Origin of the sequence: Streptomyces viridifaciens, from assembly GCF_001888885.2 — a bacterium.
GTDB lineage: Bacteria > Actinomycetota > Actinomycetes > Streptomycetales > Streptomycetaceae > Kitasatospora > Kitasatospora aureofaciens.
In genome coordinates this window covers 4,763,900-4,788,790 of sequence record NZ_CP090841.1, presented here as the reverse complement: position 1 = coordinate 4,788,790, position 24,891 = coordinate 4,763,900, and the positions used below count along the sequence as shown (strand labels likewise).

19 protein-coding genes and 1 tRNA gene are annotated in these 24,891 nt (G+C 72.3%); 10 read left to right on the top strand and 10 right to left on the bottom strand.

All coding sequences use genetic code 11. The features are described from left to right. Positions 1-39 precede the first annotated feature (39 nt). Positions 40-996: an alpha/beta fold hydrolase gene (locus tag BOQ63_RS28630; RefSeq protein WP_318277936.1), complete on the bottom strand. Its 957-nt coding sequence runs from the start codon at positions 994-996 to the stop codon at positions 40-42. A 125-nt stretch (positions 997-1,121) separates the two neighbouring features. On the opposite strand from BOQ63_RS28630, the gene BOQ63_RS28625 reads away from it, so the two are divergent. The 3 genes from BOQ63_RS28625 (at position 1,122) to BOQ63_RS28615 (ending at position 5,163) form a co-directional block, all read left to right on the top strand. Beyond that, positions 1,122-1,195: transfer RNA gene (locus BOQ63_RS28625), tRNA-Lys, on the top strand. A 223-nt stretch (positions 1,196-1,418) separates the two neighbouring features. Next, positions 1,419-3,851: a transglycosylase domain-containing protein gene (locus tag BOQ63_RS28620; protein ID WP_051747277.1), complete on the top strand. Its 2,433-nt coding sequence runs from the start codon at positions 1,419-1,421 to the stop codon at positions 3,849-3,851. 202 nt (positions 3,852-4,053) lie between these two features. Then, entirely contained in the window at positions 4,054-5,163 is a 1,110-nt protein-coding gene (locus BOQ63_RS28615) for an EamA family transporter (RefSeq protein ID WP_078867679.1), read from the top strand. Here BOQ63_RS28615 and lepB read toward each other — a convergent pair. Both lepB and BOQ63_RS28605 read right to left on the bottom strand, forming a co-directional pair. Continuing rightward, a complete protein-coding gene (gene lepB / locus BOQ63_RS28610; RefSeq protein ID WP_072655186.1) occupies positions 5,126-6,013 on the bottom strand; it encodes a signal peptidase I in 888 nt (295 codons plus the stop codon). The genes BOQ63_RS28615 and lepB overlap by 38 nt on opposite strands. 135 nt (positions 6,014-6,148) lie before the next feature. After that, positions 6,149-6,484 (bottom strand): chorismate mutase, encoded by a 336-nt coding sequence (locus tag BOQ63_RS28605; protein ID WP_030290065.1) that lies wholly within the window; start codon positions 6,482-6,484, stop codon positions 6,149-6,151. Positions 6,485-6,721: 237 nt separating this feature from the next. On the opposite strand from BOQ63_RS28605, the gene BOQ63_RS28600 reads away from it, so the two are divergent. Next, complete coding sequence (locus BOQ63_RS28600) at positions 6,722-7,147, top strand: OsmC family protein (RefSeq protein WP_072655185.1); 426 nt, start codon at positions 6,722-6,724, stop codon at positions 7,145-7,147. Between the two features lie 653 nt (positions 7,148-7,800). Then, complete coding sequence (locus BOQ63_RS28595; RefSeq protein ID WP_051747278.1) at positions 7,801-9,816, top strand: putative bifunctional diguanylate cyclase/phosphodiesterase; 2,016 nt, start codon at positions 7,801-7,803, stop codon at positions 9,814-9,816. Between the two features lie 109 nt (positions 9,817-9,925). On the opposite strand, the gene BOQ63_RS28590 is transcribed toward BOQ63_RS28595, so the two are convergent. Then, positions 9,926-11,017 (bottom strand): LLM class flavin-dependent oxidoreductase, encoded by a 1,092-nt coding sequence (locus tag BOQ63_RS28590; RefSeq protein ID WP_030290068.1) that lies wholly within the window; start codon positions 11,015-11,017, stop codon positions 9,926-9,928. Between the two features lie 785 nt (positions 11,018-11,802). Between BOQ63_RS28590 and BOQ63_RS28585 the strand changes: the two genes are divergently transcribed. Both BOQ63_RS28585 and BOQ63_RS28580 read left to right on the top strand, forming a co-directional pair. After that, on the top strand, positions 11,803-12,390 hold the full coding sequence (locus tag BOQ63_RS28585; protein ID WP_050366769.1) for a DedA family protein: 588 nt from the start codon (positions 11,803-11,805) through the stop codon (positions 12,388-12,390). A 357-nt stretch (positions 12,391-12,747) separates the two neighbouring features. Further along, complete coding sequence (locus BOQ63_RS28580) at positions 12,748-14,031, top strand: polysaccharide deacetylase family protein (protein ID WP_030290070.1); 1,284 nt, start codon at positions 12,748-12,750, stop codon at positions 14,029-14,031. 132 nt (positions 14,032-14,163) lie between these two features. Here the strand turns inward: BOQ63_RS28580 and BOQ63_RS28575 are convergent, their stop codons facing one another. The 6 genes from BOQ63_RS28575 to BOQ63_RS28550 form a co-directional block, all read right to left on the bottom strand. After that, a complete protein-coding gene (locus BOQ63_RS28575) occupies positions 14,164-15,069 on the bottom strand; it encodes an alpha/beta fold hydrolase (protein WP_030290071.1) in 906 nt (301 codons plus the stop codon). Next, positions 15,066-16,151: a branched-chain amino acid ABC transporter permease gene (locus BOQ63_RS28570; protein WP_078867681.1), complete on the bottom strand. Its 1,086-nt coding sequence runs from the start codon at positions 16,149-16,151 to the stop codon at positions 15,066-15,068. The genes BOQ63_RS28575 and BOQ63_RS28570 overlap by 4 nt, the downstream gene beginning before the upstream one ends. Positions 16,152-16,402: 251 nt before the next feature. Next, positions 16,403-17,269, bottom strand: coding sequence for a branched-chain amino acid ABC transporter permease (locus tag BOQ63_RS28565; protein WP_030290073.1), 867 nt, complete (start codon positions 17,267-17,269; stop codon positions 16,403-16,405). Further along, positions 17,269-18,051, bottom strand: a complete 783-nt coding sequence (locus tag BOQ63_RS28560) for an ABC transporter ATP-binding protein (protein WP_046387181.1) — start codon at positions 18,049-18,051, stop codon at positions 17,269-17,271. Before BOQ63_RS28560 ends, BOQ63_RS28565 begins: the two co-directional genes overlap by 1 nt. Positions 18,052-18,164: 113 nt before the next feature. After that, positions 18,165-18,956: an ABC transporter ATP-binding protein gene (locus BOQ63_RS28555; RefSeq protein ID WP_072655183.1), complete on the bottom strand. Its 792-nt coding sequence runs from the start codon at positions 18,954-18,956 to the stop codon at positions 18,165-18,167. A gap of 86 nt (positions 18,957-19,042) precedes the next feature. Further along, the gene (locus BOQ63_RS28550; RefSeq protein WP_072655182.1) at positions 19,043-20,326 is read right to left on the bottom strand and encodes a substrate-binding domain-containing protein; all 1,284 of its coding nucleotides are present in this window, start codon (positions 20,324-20,326) and stop codon (positions 19,043-19,045) included. Between the two features lie 398 nt (positions 20,327-20,724). Here BOQ63_RS28550 and BOQ63_RS28545 point away from each other — a divergent pair, with 398 nt between their 5' ends. From BOQ63_RS28545 to BOQ63_RS28535, 3 genes are all read left to right on the top strand, one after another. Continuing rightward, positions 20,725-21,486, top strand: coding sequence for a CoA transferase subunit A (locus tag BOQ63_RS28545; protein ID WP_072655181.1), 762 nt, complete (start codon positions 20,725-20,727; stop codon positions 21,484-21,486). Between the two features lie 4 nt (positions 21,487-21,490). Next, a complete protein-coding gene (locus BOQ63_RS28540) occupies positions 21,491-22,258 on the top strand; it encodes a 3-oxoacid CoA-transferase subunit B (protein ID WP_191093596.1) in 768 nt (255 codons plus the stop codon). A 421-nt stretch (positions 22,259-22,679) separates the two neighbouring features. Further along, the gene (locus tag BOQ63_RS28535) at positions 22,680-24,869 is read left to right on the top strand and encodes a glycosyltransferase family 2 protein (protein WP_079183792.1); all 2,190 of its coding nucleotides are present in this window, start codon (positions 22,680-22,682) and stop codon (positions 24,867-24,869) included. Positions 24,870-24,891 lie beyond the last annotated feature (22 nt).

The window sequence follows — 24,891 nt, the reverse complement described above, 5'->3', positions numbered from 1 at the left end:
CGGCTCGTGGTTCGGCCCGTGGGGGCGTCGGCTCGTGCCTCAGCTCGTGTCGAGGACGGCGGAGGCCACCGCGTCGGGGCGGTCGAACATCACCAGGTGCCCGGCCGGCGCCGTGGTCCGGTAGTCGGCCCCGAGCAGCGTCGCCAGTTCCCGCTGCCGGGCCAGCCAGGACTCGGTGCGGCCGGTCCGGCAGCCGTCGTCGGCGGCCAGCACGGTGACCGGCAGGTCCTCGGGCAGCGGCCGGGTCCGCCGCAGCTCGTCCAGCTCGGCGGCCACGTCCAGGTAGCGCCCGTTCTCCCGCAACAGGGCGCGCAGCGCCCGGCCGGTGCGGTAGCAGTGCCGGACCAGCGGCGCAGGGGCGAGGTCCTCGCGGCGGACGGTGGACAGCCGGGCGGTCACCCGGCGGGCGGTCGGGCCGAGCAGGTAGGGCACGGCGAGGGCGGTCGCGGCGCCCGCCAGCGACCGGGCCGCCCGGTCGCGCGCCGCGGGCGCCGGGTACGGGCGGGGCTCCGGTTCGACGCTGCCGTCGACCAGGACCAGCCCGGCGGTCCGGTCGGGGTACAGCCGGGCGAAGGCCTCCACGTGGAAGCCCGCGAGCGAGTGGCCGACCAGGGTGCAGGGCCCGCCCAGCCCCAGGCCGTCCAGCACCGCGCGGATCCGCTCGGCCTCCCCGGCCGCCGTCGGCGCGGGGCGCCCGGTCGCGGGCTCGGCGGCGCTCAGCCCGTAGCCGGGCCGGTCGAAGCGGACGACGGTGCGGTAGGGGGCGAGGAAGGGGACGACGAGGTCCCAGTCGAACCAGCTGCTGCCCAGACCGCCGGTGAGCAGGCAGACCGGGCCGCTGCCCTCGGTGCGGACGTGCAGCGGGACGCCGTCGATGCGCAGGAAACCCACCCCGGTGCCGGAGCCGGTGGCGAACAGTTGGGCGCCGACCAGCCAGGGTCCGAGCCGGCGTACGGTCGTCCGCTCGCGGTGGTGCCAGAGGTGGGGGCTGGGCACGCTTCCACCCTAGCCGCCGGCCGAACTCCCCCCAAATGGGAGGAAACGGGCGCCCGGAGTGCCGGGTGGGGCCGCCGCGGTTCGAGGCACCCTCCGGGACCGTGTATTGTTTTCCAGGTCAGCAAGCGCCGCTAGCTCAGTTGGTTAGAGCAGCTGACTCTTAATCAGCGGGTCCGGGGTTCGAGTCCCTGGCGGCGCACAGACAGTTGGGGAGCCTCTCGCAATAGCGAGGGGCTCCCTGATTTTTTGGCCTTTGATGTCCGTTTTATGTGTGATGTCGGTCTCGATTGCCGTTCCGCTGGAGCCATTGGGCCCGCCCTGCTCGTCCAGGGCAGTAAACCGGAATCGGGACAAAGGTCCCCTACCGCCGATGTCCCCGTCTGTGCAGGCTGGCCCGGTCCGCCCGCAGGAAAGGCCGCGCCTTGTTCCGAAACGCCCAGAGCGGCCGGCCGCCGATCGGCCTCCGGCCGGTCAAGCGACTCAAGCGCTCCACCACCACGGCGCCCGGCGGCGGGAAGCCGCGCCGCCCCAGGCGCACCGGCTGGCGCCGGCTGATACCCACCTGGCGAATGACCCTGCTGGGCTTCGCCGCCGCACTGCTCCTCGGCGTCGGGCTGTTCGCGCTGGGGGTCGCGCTGGTGAAGGTCCCGGACGCGCACGCCGCCGCGATGGCCCAGAGCAACACCTGGCTGTACGCCGACGGCTCGGTGATCACCCGCACCGGCCAGACCAACCGGCAGAACGTCGGCCTGGACAAGGTCTCCCCCGCCGCCCAGCACGCCGCGCTGGCCGCCGAGGACCGCAACTTCTACAACGAGGGCGCCGTCAACGTCCAGGGCCTGGTCCGGGCCGCTCTCAACACCGCCAAGGGCGAGGGCACCCAGGGCGGCTCCACGATCACCCAGCAGTACGTGAAGAACACGTACCTGGACCAGAAGCAGTCGATCACCCGCAAGGTGAAGGAACTCTTCATCTCGATCAAGGTGGACGCCACCGAGAGCAAGGACGACGTCCTCTCCGGCTACCTCAACACCTCCTACTACGGTCGCGGCGCGTACGGCATCCAGGCCGCCGCCCAGGCGTACTTCGGCGTCGACGCCTCCGCGCTCAACCCGGCCCAGGGCGCCTACCTGGCCACCCTGCTGAACGCCCCGAGCGCGTACGACGTGGCCACCGCGACCCCGGCGGGCAAGCAGAACGCCGTCAACCGCTGGAACTACGTCATGGACGGCATGGTCAAGGAGGGCTGGCTCTCCGCCGACGAGCGGTCCAGGACCACCTTCCCGGACGTCAAGGACCCACAGCCCAACCCGGGGCTGTCCGGCCAGTCCGGCTACCTGGTGGACGCGGCCACCCAGTACCTCACCTCCAACAACGTCATCAGCGAGACCGAGCTGGCCAAGGGCGGCTACACGATCAAGCTGAGCATCGACCCGAACCGCCAGCAGGCCCTGCAGGACGCCGTCCAGGCGCAGCTGCACGACACCCTGAACCCGGACAAGCGGAAGAAGGACGCGGCCGCCCAGGCCGGCGCCGTCTCGGTGGACCCGAAGACCGGCGCGGTCGTCGCCCTGTACGGCGGCGTCGACTACGTGAAGCACTACGTCGACAACGCCACCCGGCGCGACTACCAGGCCGGTTCGACCTTCAAGGCGATCGCCCTGGCCGCCGCCTTCGAGAACAACGCCAAGACCCAGGACGGCCGGACCGTCACCCCGCACACGATCTACGACGGCACCAGCGGCCGCAAGGTCCGCGGCGGCAAGGGCACCCCGTACGCGCCGCCGAACGAGGGTGACAGGAGCTACGGCCAGATCAGCCTCCAGCAGGCCACCGACTGGTCGGTCAACTCAGCCTTCGCCCAGCTCGCCCAGGACACCGGGCTGCAGAAGGTCAAGGACACCGGCATCGCGCTGGGCCTGCCCGGCAACACCCCCGGGCTGGACCCGGTGCCCTCCATCCCGCTGGGCGCGGCCACCCCGAGCGTGTTCGACATGGCCGGGGTGTACGCCACCCTGGACAACGGCGGCAAGCAGATCACCCCGTGGCTGGTGCAGTCGGTGGACCGCGGCGGCGAGTCCGTGGCACTGCCCGCGCACAAGACCACCCAGGCGATCAGCGCGGACACCGCCAACCAGGTCACCTCGATGCTCCAGGGCGTGGTGAGCGACCCGGGCGGCACCGGCTGGCGGGCGAAGGCGCTGGGCCGTCCGACGGCGGGCAAGACCGGCACCACCGACGACCAGAAGTCCGTCTGGTTCGTCGGCTACACTCCCGAGCTGGTCACCTCGGTCGCGCTGTTCGGCCAGGACCCGGGCACCGGCGCCCAGGTCAGCCTGAGCGGCGTCGGCGGGATCGACGGCGCGGCGGGCGGCCAGTACCCGGCCCAGATCTGGACCAGCTACATGAAGGCCGCCCTCAAGGGCCAGCCGGTGAGCGACTTCCCGACCCCGGCGGACGGCGAGGACTCCTCGGGCGCCACCGACCTGCCGACCGTCCCGAGCACGCCGAGCAGCACCCCGTCGACCGGCAGCGCCACGCCGAGCACCGGCACGGGCGGCCAGCAGGGCAACAGCTCCGGCGCGAACTCCTCGGGCGGCTCGGGCTCGGGTTCCGGGTCGGGTTCCGGCTCGGGTTCCGGCTCCGGGTCCGGGTCCGGTGCCGGCGGGAACGGCACCGGGACGACCACCGACCAGGGCGGTCAGCCCACCACCCAGCCCACCTCGCGGCCCACCGGCCGGCCGACCTCCCGGCCGACGCCGACCACCCAGCCGACCACCGGCCCCACCGGTCAGCCGACCACCCAGCCCACCGGCGGGACGGACGCGCTCACGGGGGCCGGGGCCGGGGGCTGATCGTCCCTCCCGGCGACGTCGTTCCATGCGGGCCGGATCACCGACACGGGTCGGTGGTCCGGCCCGTGTCCGTGTCGGTGGTCCGGCCCGTGCGCGTGTCTGGCCCGTGTCGGTCATCGCGCCGTTGCGGACAGTTGAGACCAGGACCAAATGCCGAAATGGCGCCTTACCGAAGCATCGGTGCGGCTGCCACAATGCGCCAGTGCACAGATCAACGGCCTCGCCCACCCACCCTTCGGGCAGAACCCTCGGCCTCGGCCTCGCTCTGGTCTCGGCCTTCGCGTTCGGCGGCTCCGGTACCGCGGCCAAGCCGCTGATCGAGGCCGGGCTCTCCCCCCTGCACGTGGTCTGGCTCCGGGTGACCGGGGCGGCCGTGGCCCTGCTGCCGATCGCCTACCGGCACCGGGACGCCGTCCTGCGCCGCCCCGGCCTGCTGCTCGGCTTCGGCCTGCTCGCCGTGGCCGGCGTCCAGGCCTGCTACTTCGCCGCGATCTCCCGCATCCCGGTCGGGGTCGCCCTGCTCATCGAGTACCTCGGGCCGCCGCTGCTGATCGGCTACGTCAGGTTCGTGCAGCGCAGGCCGATCTCCCGCGGCGCGGCCATCGGCGCGGGCGTCGCGGTGGCCGGCCTGGCCTGTGTGGTGGAGGTCTGGAACGGCCTCAGCTTCGACGCGCTGGGCGTGCTGTTCGCCCTCGGTGCGGCCTTCTGCCAGGTCGGCTACTTCCTGCTGGCCGACGCCGGCCGCCGCGGCGACCGCCCGGTCGACCCGCTGGCCGTCAGTGCGTTCGGGCTGCTGATCGGCGCCGTCCTGCTCACCGTGTTCACCCGGCCCTGGCAGGCCGACTGGAGCCTGCTCGGCGGGTCCGTGGTGATGAACGGGCACACCCTGCCCGCCCTGCTCCCGGCCGCCTGGATGGTGCTGATCGCGACCGTGCTCGCCTACCTGACCGGCGTGGTCTCCGTCGGCTACCTCTCGCCGCCGGTCGCCGGGGTGGTGGCCAACCTGGAGGCCGTGGTCGCCACCGTGCTGGCCTGGGTCCTGCTCGGCGAGCACCTGGGGCTGCCGCAGGTCACGGGCGGTCTGCTGGTGCTGGCGGGCGCGTTCGCGGCGCAGACCAGCAAGCCGCCGACGGTCGAGGCGGGGGCTGGAGCTGGAGCTGAGGTGGGCGCGGGTTCCGCTGCGGGTGCTGCCGGGAGCTCCGTTCCTTCCGGAGCCACCGCTTCCCGTGCCGCAGTGGCGGCCCGGGAGCGGGTGGCCGCCGCCGACCGCGGGGTCAGCGGCCGGTCCAGCCGAACCAGTCGAGGTGACTGACCGGCCACACCACGGCCGACACCGGGCCGACCACGTTGCCCACCGGCACGGCGCCGCCACCCGGGCCCTGCCGGTGCCAACGGGAGTCCGCCGAGTCGCTGCGGTGGTCGCCCTCGACCCAGACGTAGCCAGAGGGGACGTTCACCGGGCCGAAGTCCATGCCCGCGCAGGAGTCGTCGCCGGGGTGCAGGTACGGCTCGTCGACCTTCTTGCCGTCGACGGTCAGCGTGGTGCCCGCGCACTGGACGGTCTGGCCGCCGGTCGCGATCACCCGCTTGACCAGGTAGTTGTCGTCCTTCGGCGGCACCAGCCCGACGAAGCTCAGCACCGAGCTCACGGCGTTGGTGATCGGATTCGAGTCGACCGGCTGCGGTGGCAGCCAGTTCCCGGGGTCCTTGAACACCACTGGCTGCCCCTGCTGGGGCGTCCAGCCGGTCAACGGCGCGAGCTTGTTCACGCCGACCCGGTCGCCGACCCGCAGGGTGTTCTCCATCGACCCGGACGGGATGGTGAAGACCTGGAACAGGCAGGTCTTGATCAGCAGCGCGACCACCAGTCCGACCGCCGCCATCGCCGGCAGCTCGATCCACCACGGCCGGGGACGGCGCCCCGACCGACGGGCCTTGCGTCCGCGCGATCCACCGGCCCGACCGCGGGCCTCGGCCCGGCCCCCGGGCCCGTCCCCCTGGATCTGCCGGCCGTCCGTACCCTGCCGGGCGTACGGGACCTGCTGGGTGTACGGGGCATAGGGGCCCTGCTGGCCGTACGGGGTGTCCCGGGCGGCTGGTACGCCGGGCTCGGCGGGTTCGCTGGGAGCACCGCCGGGCGTTTCGGGCAGGTTCACCGCCATGGTCGCTGCTCCACCTCTCCGGCTGGGGAAAGTTGCACGCTACGCCAACCGGGGAGCCTCACGAAATCCGGCGTTTAGCCGCGTCCGACATCGCGGTCCGCAGGGTTCCGGTGCCGGGCGCCGTCCTCAGCTCCCTCAAGCGCGGGCGATGGCCTCGTGGTGGCGGATCACCTCGGCGATGATGAAGTTCAGGAACTTCTCCGCGAAGACCGGGTCGAGCTTGGCCCCGGCGGCCAGCTCCCGCAGTCGCTTGATCTGGTCCCGCTCCCGCGCCGGATCGGCCGGCGGCAACTTGTGCTCGGCCTTGAGCCGCCCGACCCGCTGGGTCGCCTTGAAACGCTCGGCCAGCATGTGGACGACCGCGGCATCGATGTTGTCGATGCTCTCGCGCAGGCTGGTCAGCTCCGCCCGTACCGCGTCGTCGGTCCCCTCGGTCACGTCGGCGTCAGGGGTCGTGGGCTGGTCCGTCATCGGGTCGGCTCCCGGTGTCTGGGGTGGGCGCCCGACCGTACGGCGGCCGGGCTCGGGCCCGGGCAAATCTAACAGGGCACCCGGTCCCGACCGGCACCGTTCGGGGGAACCGTCCACCATCCGGACAGCCCGCCGGACCGCCCGGCGCCCGGCTCCGCGACGTGGCTGCCCGTAGGCTGGTGCGTGCATGACCGGAAGTGACGACTCAGCAGTCCCTCAGCACTGGAGGAACCGATCGTGGCAACCACCCGCACCGCCCGCACGGCCTGGGAGGGCGACCTCCTCCACGGCAAGGGGCAGGTGACCTTCGCCTCCTCCGGGATCGGCGAGTACCCCGTCTCCTGGCCGGCCCGCGCCGAGGAGCCCAACGGCAGGACCAGCCCCGAGGAACTCATCGCGGCCGCCCACTCCGCCTGCTTCTCGATGGCCCTCAGCAACGGCCTGGCCAAGGCCGGCAACCCGCCCACCAAGCTGGACACCCGGGCCGACGTCACCTTCCTGCCCGGCACCGGCATCACCGGCATCCACCTGACCGTCACCGGTGAGGTCCCCGGACTGGACGAGGCCGGCTTCGTGAAGGCCGCCGAGGACGCCAAGGCCAACTGCCCGGTCAGCCAGGCGCTGACCGGCACCACCATCACCCTTACCGCCGAGCTCGCCTGACCGACCGCTGCCTCCGGCCCGTCCGCCCCCGGCCCGTCCGGGGGCGCACCCCGGCCCCGCCCCGGCGCACGACCAGCGCCCGGGGGCGCGGCTTCGGCGCACGCGCTCCGGTCGCACCTCATGTGATGTGCACCGAAGGCATCTGAACGTTCGCCATGCATGTTCACAAACGGGGCGAATCACCCTGGCGGCGGTCACCGCGCGTTGTGGTCGCGGCCTATGATCGGCCGAAGCGCCCTGTTCTTCACCCGGGTCCCCGCGCGACAGCGCCCCGCAGCGGACCGACTCCGAGGACCCCGACAGAGTGCGGAGCCGGCCGCCGGAATCCCGACCGGCCAGGCAGACCATCGTCAAGCGTCAGCAGCGGACGGGAGCATGCCGTGCCGGGCCAGAACGAGGGGGCCGACGCACACCACCCAGGCGTGCGGCACAAGGAATCGTCACACCACCGCCACCTCGCCGCGCCGGTCCTCGGTCCGGCGCGGTCGGTCGGACCGGCTGCTCCTCCGGCCTCCGCGTCGACCTCCCCGCCCACGTCGTCGGCTGCGGCCCCGAGTGCGGCCCCGAGTGCGGCCCCGAGTGCGTCCCCGGCTGCGGCCTGCGGCACCTTGGAGGATCCGGGCGTACTGCTCTGCCCCACCTGTTCGGCCCCGTTGGCCGACAGCGCACACTCGGGGTCCGGTGGGGCCCCCGGCCGGGAGGACGGCGACGACCGGCTGCTGGCGGCACTCCGGGCCAGCGAGTCCCGGTTCCGGGCCGCGTTCTGCGACGCCGTCATCGGCATGGCGCTGATCGACCCCGAGGACCGGATCATCGAGGTCAACCCCGCCTTCGCCGCCCTGATCGGCCGTGGCGTCGGCGAACTGGTCCGCACCCACCTGCACGAGATCATCGACCCGGAGGGCATGCCGCCCAGGCTGTTCACCGCGCTCGTCCACAGCCAGCGGGAACGGTTCCGCGTGGAGAAACCGCTCAAGCACCGTGAGGGCCACACGGTCTGGAGCAAGGTGACCGTCTCGCTCATCCGGGACCCCGCCGGGCAGCCGCTCTACACGCTCGCACTGGTCGAGGACATGACCGAGCAGCGCCGGCTCGGCGACCGCCTGGAGTACCAGGCCCTGCACGATCCACTGACCAGGCTGCCCAACCGGACCTTCTTCTTCGAACGGCTGGACGCCGCCTGCCTCCCGGGCACCGAGGACCGCGGGAACCGCGGAGGTTCCGGCCGACCGGTGGCGGTAGCGGAGGAACGGCGGGTGGGTGTCTGCTACCTCGACCTCGACGGCTTCGCGGCGATCAACGAGACCCTCGGCCACCACATCGGCGACGAGCTGCTGATCGCCGTCGCCACTCGGCTGCGGCGCGGGCTCTCCGAACGGGACGCCCACCTGGTCGCCCGGATGGGCGGCGACGAGTTCGCCGTCCTGGTCACCGACAGCGTCGGCAGCGAGCAGCTGACCGCGCTGGCCGGGCGGATCCTGGAGGTGCTGGAACGTCCCTTCGACGTCGCCGGGCACCGGCTGGTGGTCACCGCCAGCATCGGCGTCGTCGAACGCTCGGTGCACGAGACCACCCCGACCGACCTGGTCAAGGACGCCGACTCCACGCTCTACTGGTCCAAGGCGGACGGCCGTGCCCGCTGGACCCTCTACGACCCCGACCGGGGTGCTCACCAGCTCACCCGCCAGCTGCTCGCCACCGCACTGCGGCCGGCCCTGGAGCGCGGCGAGTTCACCATCGAGTACCAGCCGCTGGTCGGCCTGGCCGACGGCGCGGTGCACGGCGCCGAGGCCCTGGTCCGCTGGCGCCACCCCCGCTACGGGACGCTCTCCCCCGACCGCTTCATCCCGCTCGCCGAGGAGTCCGGCGCCATCGTGCCGCTCGGCAAGTGGGTGCTGGAGGAGTCCTGCCGTCAGGCCCGGCAGTGGCTCACCGAGTTCCCGGACACCGAGACCTTCGTGAGCGTCAACCTGGCGGCCCGCCAGATCTGGGACTCCGACGTGGTCGCCGACGTCGCCCGGGCCCTCGACAGCGCCGGCCTGCCCGCCCGGCTGCTGCAGCTGGAGATCACCGAGAGCGCCCTGCTCGGCCCCGGCGGCCGCCCGCTGCAGGCCCTCCAGGCGCTCGCCGACATGGGCGTGCGGATCGCGATCGACGACTTCGGCACCGGCTACTCCAACCTGGCCTACCTCTCCCGGCTGCCGGTGCACGTGCTGAAGCTCGACGGGACGTTCATCGAGGGCTTCCGCGACCCGGCGCCGCCGACGGCTGGGCACTCCGCCGCGGCAGCGGTTGGGGGTGGAGGTGGGGGTGGGGCATCGGGCGCGTCCTCCGCCACGTCCTCCGCCACGTCCTCCGCCACGTCCTCCGCCACGTCCTCGGCTGCGTCCCCGGCTACGTCCTCGGCACCGGCGGAGCGCCCGGCCCTCCCGGAGCTCCACTCCCGCCGCCGCGACGCGGACGAGCAGATCGTCGGCGCAATGGTCCAGCTGGCCCACACCCTCGGCCTGACCGTCACCGCCGAGGGCATCGAGAGTGCCGCCCAGGCCGAGCGGCTCCGGCTGACCGGCTGCGACACCGCCCAGGGCTGGTACTTCGCCCGCCCCGGCGAGGCCGAGCTGGTCGCGGCGATACTCCGGAAGGGCCGCCCCGCCCCCAGCCACCGCTAGGGGCGGGGGCGTCACCGAGGTGGTGCGCAGACGGTCGGGGCGGGGCCTCGGCCGTCAGGGTCTGCCGTCAGGCCGTCGAGGTCAGGCCGCTGCCGTGAGGCCGTCGCCGTCAGGCCGTCGCTGTCAGGCCGTACGCCTCGGCGATCAGGCCGTAGGAGCGGAACCGGGCCTCGTGGCCGTGGATGTGCGAGGTGACCATCAACTCGTCCACCCCGGTCCGCTTGCGCAGCGCCTCCAGGCCGTCCGCGACCTGGCCCGGGGCGCCCAGCACCACGTTGTCGAGCCAGCTGTCGATGAAGTCCGCCTCGGCCGGGTTGTACGGGTACTCCTCGGCCTCCTCCGGTGTCGGGATCGGGCCGGGGTTGCCGCGCCGGAGCCGGAGCATGCCGAGGGCCGCGGAGCGGGCGAGGCGGCGGGCGGCGGTCTCGTCGTCGGCGGCGACGGCGCTCACGCCGATCAGCGCGTACGGCTCGCTGAGCACGGCGGAAGGGCGGAAGGACGTCCGGTACAGGTCCAGCGCCGGAATGGTGTTGGCGCTGCTGAAGTGGTGGGCGAAGGCGAACGGTAGGCCGAGGTGGCCGGCCAGCTGGGCGCTGAAGCCGGAGGACCCGAGCAGCCAGACCGGCGGACGGCCCTCGCCCCTGGGGACGGCGGTCAGCCGCTCGTACGGGTGGCCGGAGGGAAAGTCGCCGTCGAGGAAGTGGGTCAGCTCGGAGAGCTGCAGCGGGAAGTCGTCCGCACCCTCGGCGAGTCCGCGGCGCAGCGCGCGGGCGGTGGCCGGGTCGGTGCCGGGGGCGCGGCCGAGCCCGAGGTCGATCCGGCCGGGGTGCAGGGCCTCCAGCAGGCCGAACTGCTCGGCAATGGCCAGCGGGGCGTGGTTGGGGAGCATGACCCCGCCCGAGCCGAGCCGCAGCGTGGTGGTGTGGGCCCCGAGGTGGGCGAGCAGGACGGCCGGGGTCGAGCTGGCCACACCAGGCATGCCGTGGTGCTCGGCCACCCAGAAACGGTGGTACCCCCACTGCTCGGCCCGGCGGGCCAGTTCGGTGGTGGCGGCCAGGGCCTGGCCGGGCGTGTAGCCGACGCCGACGGTGGCCAGGTCGAGGATCGAGAGCGGAGCGGGTGCAGTGCCGCGGGCGGTGCCCCGGATCGCCTCACCGGTCCCCGGTCCGGTTCGGTGCTCCTGCTGGTCCTCGGTGGTCATGCCGTCCGCCCTCCTGGCTGTCCTTGGTCCGGCTCTCCTCCGAGCCGGCCGTCGTGGGCGGCCGCGGGGTCTCGGACGGCCCGGCGGTCGCTGCTGCCGACGGACGTCAACCACGGTCGCGGGCTCGCTGTTCCCGGGCCGGCCGCCCGATGCGGACAGAGCCGGATCGGGCGGCCGGAGGCGCGCTCCGGGCGTGGCGGAGTGTGCGGTCCAGGTTCGGCCCGGGGGCGGGTCGGGTTCGTACGAGGGCGGTCGGGTTCGCGCGGGGGCGGTCGGGTTCGCCCGGGGGCGGCCGGGTTCGCCCGGGGGCGGCCGGGGCACGGCCCCGACGGTTCGGGCGGGCGAGTGGGCCGACCGACCGTTCGTATGACGGAAAGCCAGCAGCCGGTCACCGCTGGCGACTTCACGCCAGGGTCGCAAAGTCGCCAGCCGGAGCGCTCGCGACCGGCGGCCGGCTTCAGGCAGGGTGGTGATCAGGAACGGGGCACCGAGCGGGTCCATGTTCCGCAGGCAAGATCGTCGGGCTGGACCAGTGCCGCACGATCCCTGCGAGCCCCCGGCGCGGCACCCCGCCCCGGGGGCTCGTTCCATTTCCGGGGCCTTCGCCCGCGCACTCCACAGGACCACCTCACCGGGCACACCACAGGGCCGTGAGCTGCGGGCGGCTCCCGTGACCCCCGCCATACCGGGGTGCTTCATGGCATGAAAAGTCGGGGCGCTAGCGTTGACCCCAGCAGCCACCTGCTCCCCCAGGGCGGCGTGGAGGGAGTAAGGCCTTGAATTTCGTGGCGGCGACCGGATCCTCGTGGATCTGCGCCCTTGCGCTCTTCGCCGTACTCGGCGACGCCCTTCTCCCCTTCATCCCGAGCGGAACGCTGGTCATCCTGGCCGTGCTCAAGACGGCACAGATCAACGGCGCCCCGGTGCTGCTCGGCCTGGGCGTGGCGGTGGCCTCCTTCCTGGGCGACCTCCTGTTGCTCCACCTCGCCCGTCGCGGCGCCCCAGTGCTGCAGCGCCGGATCGCCCGGCGCCCGAAACTGGCGGCGAGCGTGGCCCGGGTCCAGCAGTCACTGGTCGAGCGCCCGCACGGCGGGGCTGCCGCGATGGTGGTGGTCGCGCGGTTCGTGCCGGCCGGGCGGACCGTCCTGGACCTGGCCATCGGCCACTCCCCCGCCCATCCGCACCGCTTCCTGCACTGGTCGGCGCTGGCGGGGCTGGTCTGGGCCGCTTACATCGTGACGCTGGGTTGGCTGAACAGCCACTGGTTCAACACCGCCTGGCTGAGTCTGGCCGTCTCCTGCGCGGCGGCCACCGCCGTCAGCACCGCGATCGCCCGAATAGTGCGCCGCAACCGGCGGCTGGCCACGCTGTGACCAGCCCCGCCGCGGCTGGCGCCTTTCGGCCGCGGGATGCTGTCAGGAGCACAATTTTCCCTTACGAGCGACGGCCCGCACCGAGTGCTGACGAACTCTGACCGGGCCGGACAGGGCGGCGGTACCGTACTCCCCTGACGCCGCGCAGTGTGAAGCGTCACAGGACCGCAACAGACGACGGATCCCTGCAGCCCAGCCCGGTGCCCCCGACGTGTTGACTGGCGTCGGAGCCCGGCGACCTTGGTGGCCGCTGTGGCGACATGACATGCTAACGGCGGAATATTCATCAATTGCCCGATTTGACCGGTGCGGCCCGGGGCCGCCCCCACCACCGGCGATCGGCACCCAGGGGAGACCATGACCAGCATCTCGCGCAGGACGGTGCTCAGTGCGACCGCTGCGACCGCGGCCCTCGGCGCGGTCGCTGCCTGTTCCAGCAACGGATCCGGTTCGGGGCAGGACTCCACCTCACATTCCTCCTCCGGCACCAGTCCGAAGGCCGGGCAGACCGGCACCACCGACCCGACCCAGGCCGTGGTGCCCAAGGGCACCCCGATCGGCGACGGCTCCACGGCGGACACCGGTCCGCAGCCGAACCAACCCAAGCCCGAGAAGCTCAAGCCGGGCGAGCGCCCGCCGCAGTTCGTGGTGTTCTCCTGGGACGGCGCGGGCGGCACCGACGACGGCCAGTTCCCCCGCTTCCTCAAGCTGGCGGAACAGTACAAGGCCACGATGACCTTCTTCCTCTCCGGCATATACGCCCTGCCCAAGGACAAGTCCCAGCTGTACCACCCGCCGAAGCACGCGGTCGGCGCCTCCGACATCCCGTACCTCTCGGACGGTGCGGTCAAGAGCACCCTCAAGCTCGTCAGCCAGGCCTGGCTCGCCGGGCACGAGATCGGCACCCACTTCAACGGGCACTTCTGCTCCAGCCGCCCGGACAAGAACGGGGTCAACATGTGGACCCCGGACGACTGGCAGAGCGAGATCGACCAGGCCATCGCCTTCGTCACCCAGTGGCGGACCAACACCGGCTTCACCGACGTCGATCCGCTCCCCTTCGACTACAAGAAGGAGCTCATAGGCGGCCGCACCCCCTGCCTGGAGGGTCAGAAGGCGCTGCTGCCGACCATCGCCAAGCTGGGCTGGAAGTACGACGCCAGCTCCTCGGGCGGCCTCCAGATATGGCCGCAGAAGGTGCAGGACGGCAAGATCTGGGACTTCCCGCTGCAGTCCATACCGTTCCCCGGCCACACCTTCCAGGTCCTGTCGATGGACTACAACATCCTGGCCAACCAGTCCAACGGCAGCACCAAGGGCGACCCGTCCAAGTACGGCGACTGGCGGACCCAGGCCACCAACTCCTACCTGGCCGGCTTCGAGCGCGCCTACAACAGCAACCGGGCGCCGTTCTTCATCGGCAATCACTTCGAGCAGTGGAACGGCGGCATCTACATGGACGCCGTCGAGGAGACGCTCAAGGCCATCGCGGGCAAGCCCGAGGTCCGGCTGGTCTCGTTCCGGCAGTTGGTCGAATGGCTGGAGGTTCAGGACCAGTCGACCCTGCGGAAGCTGCGCACGCTCAACGTCGGCCAGGCGCCCTCCGGCGGCTGGGAGAGCTTCCTCGGCGCGGCGGGCTGACCCGACTTCTACGGCCGGCGGGTGTCCGCACCCCGCCGGCCGTTGCCGTTCCGTGGCTCCGGCGTCCCGTCATGTCGTTGGGCTGTGGCTCCGTTGCGCCGTTGCGCCGTTGCGCCGTTGCTTCCGGGACCGTCACCCGGCGGCGGAGACGTCCGCGAGCAGCCTGCGGACGATCTGGTCGGCTCCGGCCTCGCCCCAGAGGATCGAGTAGTGGTTGGTGTCCGGCACGAGCGCGGCCGGAACCCGGTCCCCGTCCAGCCCGGACAACTCGATCCGCTGGTGGTCGTACAGCCCTTGCGGCTCGTCGAGGAGGCCGCGCTCCGCCCAGAGCAGTTCGGCCGGGCAAGGCAGCCGATGCACGGCCCCGGCCGCCTCCCGGTCCAGCAGGACCTGGGCACCGTCGGTCTGCACGGCCCCCAGCACGCAGGAGGAGCGCAGTTCGGGCTCGGCGCCGACGAGGTCGCGCTGGGCATAGGCGTCGATCCCGTCCGACCAGCTGCCGTCGAAGGCCGGATGACGCTGCCAGAACTCCCGGTAGGCGGCCCGGTCCGGGAAGGTCATCGACAGCCGGGCCAGTGCGGGGCCGAGCACCGCTGCCAGGGCGTCCTCCTCCCGGACGCCCTCCGGGAGCGGGAAGCTCAGCGCACCGTCCACCAGCAGAACCCGGCGCACGAGTTCGGGGTACCGGACGGCGGTCAGGGCGGTGACCCAGGCCCCCATCGAGTGGCCGACGACTGTCACGGGCCCCGCGCCCAGGGCGGCGACCAGCGCGGCCACGTCGTCGGCGTGCCGGGCCAGCCCGTACGGTCCGGCGACCGAGCGGCTGGCGCCGCGGCCCCTCAGGTCGGGCGCGAGCAGGGTGACCCGACCGGCGAGCCGGCGGGCGATCTCGTACCAGGCCAGGCCGTTGGCGGTGATGCCGTGCACCGCCACAACGGTCGGGGCCCCCAGCTGGTCGGCGGGCCACCGCAGGACGGCGAGGTCCCCGCCGGGTACGGGGACGGTCAACTCCTCGGGCTTCAGGGGCGGCTGGCTCACGCGGGGGTACCTCCGGTGGGACGGGCGGCGGGCACGCCGGTCGGCGTGCGGACCGAACGGGCGGATCGGGCGGCACGGATGCGGGCGGGCAGCCCGGCCAGGCCGCCGGGGAGCAGGTAGACAACGGCGACGAACAGGGCGCCCAGCAGGAACAGGGGTTGGGAGAGCGGCACGCGCAGCACTGCGGGCAGGTCCGCGACGGCGTTCGAGTTGGCCAGGTCGCCGAGCCGGTGGCCGGCCCACGTGTAGAGCACCCCACCGAGCAACGGCCCCCAGCGGGTGCCGGTGCCTCCGAGGACCACCATGACCAGCAGAGCGAGCGTGGCGTCCGAACCGGCGGCCTGCGGGGTGGCCCCGCCGGTGAGCAGCAGGTAGACCACGCCGCCCACTCCGGCGAGCGCACCGGACAGCACGAAGGCGACCAACTTGTAGCCGTAGGGCCGCAGTCCGAGCACCTCGACCCGGCGCTCGTTCTCCTTGATGCCCTCCCAGACCCGGCCCGCCGGTGAGTGGACGGCCCAGTGGACCGCGGCGACCGTCAGGACCAGGTAACCGACGGCGATCCAGTAGAGGTTGGCGGTGTTCTCGATCCCGAGCAGGCCGGAGGGCAGCAGCTCGGCCGGGGCTGACCGTCCCTCCTCGCCGCCGGTGACGCCACCGGGATTGCGCTGGACGAGGATGGCGCCGGCCTGGGCGAAGGCGAGGGTGACCATGGAGAAGCCGATGCCGGTGACCCGCAGGCTCACCGAGCCGAGCAGCAGGGCCAGCAGCGCGGTGCAGGCGACGCCGAACGCCGCGGCGGCGGCGAAGGGGAGTCGCAGTTCGAGCATGCCGAGGTCGGTGCCGTAGAGCCCGGTCGCGAAGTAGAGCGCGTGGCCGAAGGAGAGCAGTCCGGTGCGACCGAGCAGCAGGTCGTAGCCGGTGGCGAGGGCCCCGTAGAGCAGGCACAGGGCGATGAGTTGGAGGCTTCCCGGGCTGCCGAGCGGGCCGTCGAGCAGTCCCGGGACGGGAAGCGCACTGTATGGGGCGACAAGGAGCGTGATCAGCGGGGCGATCGGCCACCAGCGTAGCGCTGCGTGCATCCGTGTCCAGCGGTTAGTGGCCGAATCACCTGTTCGAGGGATGGCGCCGGTCTCGTCCGTTTGTTCACAATGGGTTCCGGCAAGGCTGGTGTCAGTCCCCCTTGCCACAGTGGCGGTGTCGGTGGAGCTGGTGTCAGTCCCCTCTGCTGACACGGTGGTCACGGCAGGGCTGGTGTCAGTCCCCCCTGCCGAGATGGCGGCGCTGCGGGCGGCCGTTGGGCCACCGGTGCTCGTGATCGGAGTTTCGGCGCTCACGCGAGCCTCCCGGTGAGTCCACGGGGTCGGACCAGAAGCAGCACGGCGAGCAGGACGACGACCGAGAGGTCGCCGAGCCCGGTGCCGGTGTAGTAGTTGGCGAACTGCTGGACGAGGCCGACGCCCGCCGAGGCGGCGGCGGCCCCGGTTACGGATCCCATGCCGCCCATCACCACGACGACGAAGGCGAAGATGAGCAGGCTGGTCCCCTGACCGGGATTGACCGAACCGAAGTAGAGGCCGCCGAGGGCGCCGCCCAGCGCGGCGGCCGCCCCGCCGATGGCGAAGACGAGGGTGAACGCCCTCCGGACGTCGATGCCGAGCGCCGTGACCATCGCCCGGTCCTCGACGCCGGCCCGGACGATCAGCCCGTAGCGGGTGCGGGCGAGGAACAACCGAAGAGTGAGCAGCAACAGCGCGGCAGCGGCCAGGAGCACGAAGCGGTTGACCGGGACGGTCGCACCGAGCACGTGCCAGGTGCCGGCCAGCAGGGCCGGCTGGGGAAAGGGGCGGGCGTCCGCGCCCCAGATCCCCATGAGCAGGGCGGGTACGGCGAGCCCGACCCCGACGGTGGCGAGGATCTGGTCGCGCGGGCGGCTGTAGAGCGGCCGGATCAGGAAGAGTTCCAGCATGACGGCGGCGGCCGTCCCGACCAGGGTGCCGAACGGCACTGCGAGCCAGAAGGAGAAGCCGGCCTCCGTACCGGCCCACCAGGTGGCATAGGCGCCGATGGAGAGCAGGGCGCCGTGCGCGAAGTTGAGCACGTCCATCAGACCGAAGATCAACGAGAGACCGGAGGCGACCAGGAAGTACAGCGCACCGAGACCGAGTCCAGTACAGGAGAGGAGAACAACGGTGTCCATCAGGGCCTCACCTCCGTGGTGACGACAGGGGTGGCAGCCGGGGAGGCCGCCGACGAGGTGGAGGACGACCGGGGTCCGCCAGCGAGCGGATGACGGGAGCCGACGCCGAGCAGGCGGCGGGCGGCCTCCTCGTCGGCCAACAGCTCAGCGGTGTCGCCCCGGTGGGCGGTTCGGCCATCGGCCAGGACAGCACAGGTGCCGGCCAGTCGGCGGACGAGCGCGAGGTTCTGCTCGACCAGGAGAACGGGCACGGCCTCGGCCGCTCGCGCCAGTACCTCGGCCACCTCGGAGACGATCTTCGGCGCCAGGCCCTTGGTGGGCTCGTCGGCGATGATCAGCCGGTTCCGGTTGAGCAGCGTCCGGCCGATCGCCACCATCTGCTGCTGACCGCCGGAAAGCGTCCCGGCCAGCTGTCCGGCCCGCGCCTTGAGTTCGGGGAAGAGCTCGTGGACGAGCGCGTAGTTCGGCTCACCCGCCTCGGCTCCACCGCGGACTTCGCGCTCGGCGAGGCGAAGGTTCTCGGCCACCGTCAGGCCGGCGAAGATCCCCCGGTCCTCGGGCGCGTAACCAATGCCATGTCGGACTACCAGATGCGTGGAGAGCGAGGAGATTTCAGCACCGGACAGCCGAATGCTTCCGGTGCGCGGCACCAGGCCCATGACGGCCTTCACGGTGGTGGTCTTGCCGGCACCGTTGCGACCCAGCAGTGCGGTGACTCCGGCGGAGGCCACGTCGAAGTCGACGCCGTGCAGGATGTGCAGCCCGTCGATGACCACCCGCAGGTCACGGACGGAGAGGAGGGGTTCGACGGCGGACGAGGGCGAGGACGACGGCGAGGGCGACGAATGGGCAGTGGCAGAGGAGGACGGACGCGTCGAGGACAACGGAGAGGAGGTCACAACGCCTCACCAAGATAGGCCTGTTGAACGGTCGGATCGGCCATCACGGCCTCGGGGGTGTCCAGGGCGAGCAGGGTGCCGTGGTGCATCACCGCCAGGCGGTCGGCCAGGCCGAGCAGGACGTCCATGTGGTGCTCGACCATCAGAACCGTCCGGCCGAGGCCACGGTGCACGGAACGGATCAGTTCGGTGAGGGCCGGCACCTCCTCCGCGCCGACACCTGCCATCGGCTCGTCCAGCAGGATCAGCCGCGGATCGGAGACGAGCAGGACGGCGAGTTCCAGCTTGCGCTTCTCGCCGTGGGAGAGCGCTCCGGCCAAGGTATCGGCGCGGTGGCTGAGTTCGGTGCGGTGCAGGGTGTCGGCCACCTGCTCCGAGTAACGGTCGGCGCGGCGCCAGAGGCGGTACGAGGCTCGCGGTCCGGCTGCCGCCTGGGCGGCCAGCCGGACGTGGTCGGCGACGGTCATCCCCGGCCAGAGGGAGGAGGTCTGGAAGGTGCGGCCGATTCCACGCCGCGCCCGGGCGTGCACGGCCTCGGCGGTGACGTCCGTGCCGTCGAGGTGGAGGCTGCCGTGGGTCGCCGGACAGATGCCGGAGATCAGGTTGAAGAGGGAGGTCTTGCCGGCCCCGTTGGGCCCGATGAAGGCGATGAACTCGCCTTCGCCGACCGAGAAGGAGACGTCCTCGACGATCGGCACACCGCGGACGGACCAGCCGAGGCCGTCCAGTCGCAGCACCGGAGCGGAGGGATCCGGAGAAGGAGGACCCAGGGACGAGGAACGTGGCATGGAGGAGCGCCGGGCAGAGGCAGCAGAGACGGAGGTCGGAGGAGTCGAGGCCGGAGGAGTGGACGCGGCGGGAGCGGGCATCGGGATCAGCCGGCCATCGGGGTGACCGGGGGCGCCACCTCGTCGGCGGTCAGAGTCTTCTCCACCGAGGGCTTGGCAGCGGCCCCGGTTCCGGTCAGCCGGACCTGGAACATCGGCTGGAGGAGGGCGTGGTCCTCCGCCCGGACCGTGGTCCGGCCCTTGACGCCGTCGAAGCTCCAGCCCTCCAGCGCCTTGACCAGCGCCGAAGTGTCCTCGGCGGAACCGTGGTTGGACTCGACGGCGTGCACGATCATCTGAGCAGCGGTGAAGCCGTCCGGAGTGAAGATGTCGGGCCTGCCGCCCCCGGCGGTGACGGCCTCGGTCATGGCCTTCTCCACCGGGGTGCCGGCGGCGCCGTCGAAGTAGTGGTTCAGGAAGGAGATCTTGTCGCCGGCCGGGCCGAACAGCGGGTAGGAGGCGGCCAGGTCCAGGCCGGTGACGACCTTGGTGTCGGCGAACACGTCCTGCTGGTTGAGCGCCGTCCACAGGGCCGACGCGCTGTCGCCGGCCCAGGCGACGAACAACAGGTCGGGCTTGGCGGTCTTGGCCTGGGTCGCGAACGGGGTGAGGTCGGTGGCGCTCGGCGGGGCGAGCACCTGCTCCACCGTCGCGCCCTGGGCGCCGAGCACGGCCTTCACGGCGGCCACGTTGGCCTGCCCGAAGGCGTTGTCCTGAGCGAGCACGGCGACCTTCTTGCCCTTGGCGTCACCGATGAACGAGGCCGCCGTCCTGATGTCCTGGTAGGACTGGCGGCCGGAACGGAAGGTGTACTTGTTCAAGCCGGTGACCTTGTCGGCGGCGGCCGGTCCGCTGATGAAGAGCACTTTGTTCTGCGAGGCGATCGGGCCGACCTGGAGGGCGACGCCGGAGGCGGTGGAGCCGGCCAGGACCTTGTAGCCCTTGCCGATCAGGTCCTTGGCGGCGGACACCGCCTTCGCCGGATCGCCCGCGTCGTCCTGCTCCTCGAACTCGATCCTGTGCCCGTCGACCTCGCCGGTGCCCTTGGTCGCGTAGCTCAGACCGGCCTTGAAGCCGTCCAGGTACTGCTTGCCGTAGGCCGCGAGCGGACCGGTCCTGGAGTACACCAGGCCGACCTTGACCGGGGTCTTCGCGCCGCCTCCGCCCCCTGAGGCGGTCCCGGCGGTCCCGGCGGTACCGGCCTCGGCGCAGCCTGCGGCGAGCAGGGCGCACGCGGCCACCGCGGCGAGCTTCCGGGCCGGTCCGTCGGGCAGTGCCGCGCCCGGGCGGGCGCCGGAGGCGGTCCTGGTGAGGGCTGTGGTGCTGCGCATGGTGACCGACTCCTGGGGATGCGGCGGGGTGGATGCCGGAACCGTAGGTGTGCGGTGGGACCGGCAACATGTGCCCGGTCGACGTAGCAGCCCGCCGCGATGTGGCTCCGGTCGACATACCGCCCGCCCGGTGCCACGCTCCGGGCGTCCGGATGTGGCCCGCCGACACGGGTCCGCCCCCGTCCATGGCGGTGGCCGCCATGGCTGCGGCGCCGCGTGCCCGGCCACGGTGGAGAGGGCGCGGTGCCGGTTGGGTGCAGCCCCGGCCGCCAGCCCCCGGGGTACAGCCGTCGCCGCCCCCGCCCCCGCCGTCGCCCCGCCCCCCCCGTCGCCCCGATCCCGATCCCGACCCCGCCACATCTTCCTCTCTCCCTCCCAGTCCCTCATGAGGTGATCCCTTGGACAAGGTCCTCGACTCCCCCGCCGCCGCGGTCGGCGACATACCCGACGGTGCGGTGCTGGCCGTCGGCGGCTTCGGCCTCTGTGGCATCCCGAGCACCCTGATCGGCGCCCTGGTGAGCGCCGGCACCACCGGTCTGCGCGTGGTGTCGAACAACTGCGGGGTGGACGAATGGGGGCTCGGCCTGTTGCTGCGGGCGGGCCGGATCTCCCGGATGACCTCCTCGTACGTCGGGGAGAACAAGGAGTTCGCCCGGCAGTACCTCGCCGGGGAGTTGGAGGTGGAGCTGACCCCGCAGGGCACGCTGGCCGAGCGGTTGCGAGCAGGCGGTGCCGGCATCCCGGCGTTCTTCACCCCGGCCGGGGTCGGCACCCAGGTCGAGGAAGGCGGGCTGCCCTGGCGCTACGCCGCGGACGGCTCGGTGGCGCTGGCCTCACCGCCCAAGGAGGTGAGGGAGTTCGGCGGTCGCCGGTACCTGCTGGAGGAGGCGATCACCGCGGACTTCGCGCTGGTCCGGGCCGAGGTGGCGGACCGGCACGGCAACTGCGCGTTCCACGCGGCCGCCCGGAACTTCAACCCGCTCTGCGCGACGGCGGGCCGGATCACCCTGGTCGAGGCGGACCGGATCGTCGAACCGGGCGAGCTGGACCCGGATGCGGTGCACCTGCCCGGCGTGTACGTCGACCGGGTCGTGGCCGCCGATCCCGAGGACCGCCGCATCGAGCGCCGGACCGTCCGCCCCGCCCTCCAGGAGGTCTGAACCGATGCCGGCCCCCAGCAACCCCGCCCTCGCAAGCACCCGCGCCTCCGCCCCCACCCCCACCCGCGCGAGCACCTCCGCCCCCACCCCCGCCCACGCGAACACCTCCACCCCCACCGCAACCTCCGCCTCCGCCCCGCTCGACCCGCGTAACGCCCTGGCCGCCCGCGCCGCCCGGGAGTTGCGCGACGGGCAGTACGTGAACCTGGGCATCGGTCTGCCCACCTTGATCCCCAACCACCTCCCGCCGGGCGTCCGGGTGGTGCTGCACTCGGAGAACGGCGTCCTCGGCGTGGGCCCGTACCCGGTGGAGGGTGCCGAGCACCCCGATCTGATCAACGCGGGCAAGGAGACGGTGACGGTCACGCCCGGAGCCGCCTACTTCGACTCCGCCTTCTCCTTCGGCATGGTCCGGGCCGGTCGGATCCACGTCTCGGTGCTCGGTGCGATGCAGGTGTCCGCCACCGGGGACCTCGCGAACTGGATGATCCCCGGCCGGATGGTCAAGGGCATGGGCGGCGCGATGGACCTGGTGCACGGCGCCCGACGGCTGATCGTGGTCATGGAGCACACCGCCAGGGACGGCTCGCCGAAGATCGTCCGGGAGCTCTCGCTTCCCGCCACCGGCAGGCAGGTGGTGGACCGGATCGTCACTGATCTGGCGGTCGTCGACGTGACCCCGGAGGGGCTGCGCCTGGTGGAGACGGCCCCGGGTGTGAGCCCTGCCGAGGTACGGGCGGCCACGGACGCTCCCCTTCTGTCGCCGCACTGACCGCACGCCGGCCCCCGTTTCCGGAATTCCGCCGCATTAGCACCATCACGGACCAGAATGGCCGGGAACCGTGGCAACTTCACGCTTGAGCGGTGATCGTTGCGCGGAGCTGTTGCCATCAGCGTTACGCTCCGGGAGAGTTGAGCAAGCCAAGGATCCCACCGCATCCGGAGGGGAAGCTGGACGGTGCACCGGGATCCCGCATTCGAAGCCGCCGCGCAGGCCCACAACTGAACCGGTCGCACACACTCCACGGGCCGGGTTCCGCACGGTGGATTCCCGGCACCGGAGTGCGTGTTGGACAGCCCGGAAACTGTGGGACGGCCCGCAGTTCACCGGGCCGCGTTCTATCGGCACGGCTCCGGAGCGAGGCGGACAACGCCGGGCACAGCATCCCGCAACACTCCGGGGGGAGCACGCCATGACCACGCCGTCCTCGCCGTCCCAACCGTACAAGCCGCCCTCGCCGTCCTCGCCGTCCAAGGCGCCCAGGTCCAGGCCGCCCAAGCCGCCGTCGCGTCGAAGGGACGCCGAACCGGCCCAGCGGAGCAGGGCGCGCGAGGCCGTGCTGCGCGACGTGCCGGTGCCCGAAGCGCCCTATGACTACGGTCACTTCAGCCGGCTGGCCGGCCCTGCGGTCGATCCGGACGAGGACCGGGAGCTCGGCGGCGGTGTCTACCGGCCGGACCCGGGCAGCCCTCGGGACCCCACCGGCACGGAGCCGGCCACGCCGTACCGGGTCCAGTACCGCAGCCTGCTGCGCCACGAGCCGCACCGGATCCGGGCCGGCCTGCTGCTGGTGACCGCCCCGCTGGTGGAGGCGATCCTGCTGGTCTGGCTGCTGCTGCCGGAGCACTGGCCGGAGCGCGTCGACGAGACCGACGTCCTGGTGCTGCTCGGCGACAAGGTGATGATCGGGATCATCGCGGTGGTCGAGGTGTTCCGGCTGGTCAACGTGGTGTCCAACACCCACGCCACCCTGGTCGCCCGCGATCCGGTACCGGTGACGCCGGAGCCCGGCACCCGGGTCGCGTTCCTCACCACCTGCGTGCCGGGCAAGGAGCCGCCGGAGACGGTCCGGGCCACGCTGGTGGCGGCCCGGGCCGTCCGGCACGAAGGGCCGTACGACGTCTGGCTCTTGGACGAGGGAAACGATCCTGCAATGCGGGCCCTGTGCACCGAGCTGGGAGTCCGCCACTTCAGCCGCTCCGGCCGCCCGCACTGGAACCAGCCGAAGGGGCGGTTCCGTGCCGGGACCAAGCACGGCAACTACAACGCCTGGCTCCAGGCCCACGGCGACGACTACGACTTCTGGGTGTCCGTCGACACCGACCACGCCCCGCTGCCCGACATCTGCGAGCGCATGCTCGGCTACTTCCGCGATCCGGACGTGGCATTCGTGGTCGGCCCCCAGGTGTACGGGAACTACCGCAGCTCCGGCTCGGCCGTCACCAAATTCTCCGAGAGCCAGCAGTACCTCTTCCACGCCCTCGTCCAACGCGCCGGAAACCGTTACGGCGCACCGATGTTCGTCGGGACCAACAACGCCGTCAGAATCCGCTCGCTCCAGTCGATCGGCGGGTTGTACGACTCCATCACCGAGGACATGGCCACCGGTCTGGAGTTCCACCGGAGCCGGAACCCGGAGACCGGAGAACGCTGGAAGTCCGTTTACACCCCGGACGTGCTCGCGGTGGGCGAAGGTCCGTCCTCCTGGACCGACTTCTTCTCCCAGCAACTGCGCTGGAGCCGCGGCACCTACGAGACCCTGTTCACCCAGTACTGGCGGGTGCTCTGGCGGTTGTCGCCCGGCCGTCTGCTCAACTACTCACTGATGGTGGGCTTCTACCCGATGGCGGCGCTGACCTGGCTGCTCGGCGGCGTGTCCAGCGTGCTCTACCTGGGCTTCGGTGCCTCGGGCGTCCACGTCTCCTCGGAGATCTGGATGATGCTCTACAGCGACGCCGCCGCGCTCCAACTCCTGCTCTACACCTGGAACCGCAAGCACAACGTGAGCCCGCACGAGCCGGCCGGCTCCTCCGGGATCGCGGGCATGGTGATGTCCGCGGTCTGCGGCCCGGTCTACGCGGCCTCGCTGCTCCAGGCGCTGTTCCGGGTGCGCAGCCGCTTCGTGGTGACACCCAAGGGTCGCTCCGCCAGCGCCGACCGGATCGGCACCTTCCGCTACCACCTGTTCTGGGCGGTGGTGTTCGGCGGCGCCGTCGCCGCGTCCTTCCACACCGGCTACGACCACGTCGCGATGCGCACCTGGGCCTGCATCGCCCTGGCCCTGACCGTGCTGCCGCTGCTGATCTCGACCGGCGACGCCGTCCGCCGCCGTCGTACCCGGCCCACCGCCACCCTCACCGTGACCGGCGGCCCGTCCGCCACCCCGACGGTCGTCCTGGAGAAGCGCCGCCCTCGCCACGCCCGCCCCGCGCCCACCACCGACAGCGGCACCACGACGAACAGCGACACCCCGACGCCCGGCACCACGACGAACAGCGACACCGCCGCGCTCGACAGCCCGGCACTCGACAGCCCCACGCTCCAGCTCCGCCTGACGCCCGCCCCGCCCGACCACGCCGGGAGCGGCACGCCCACCCGCTGAGCCACTCCCGCCCGCCTCCCGA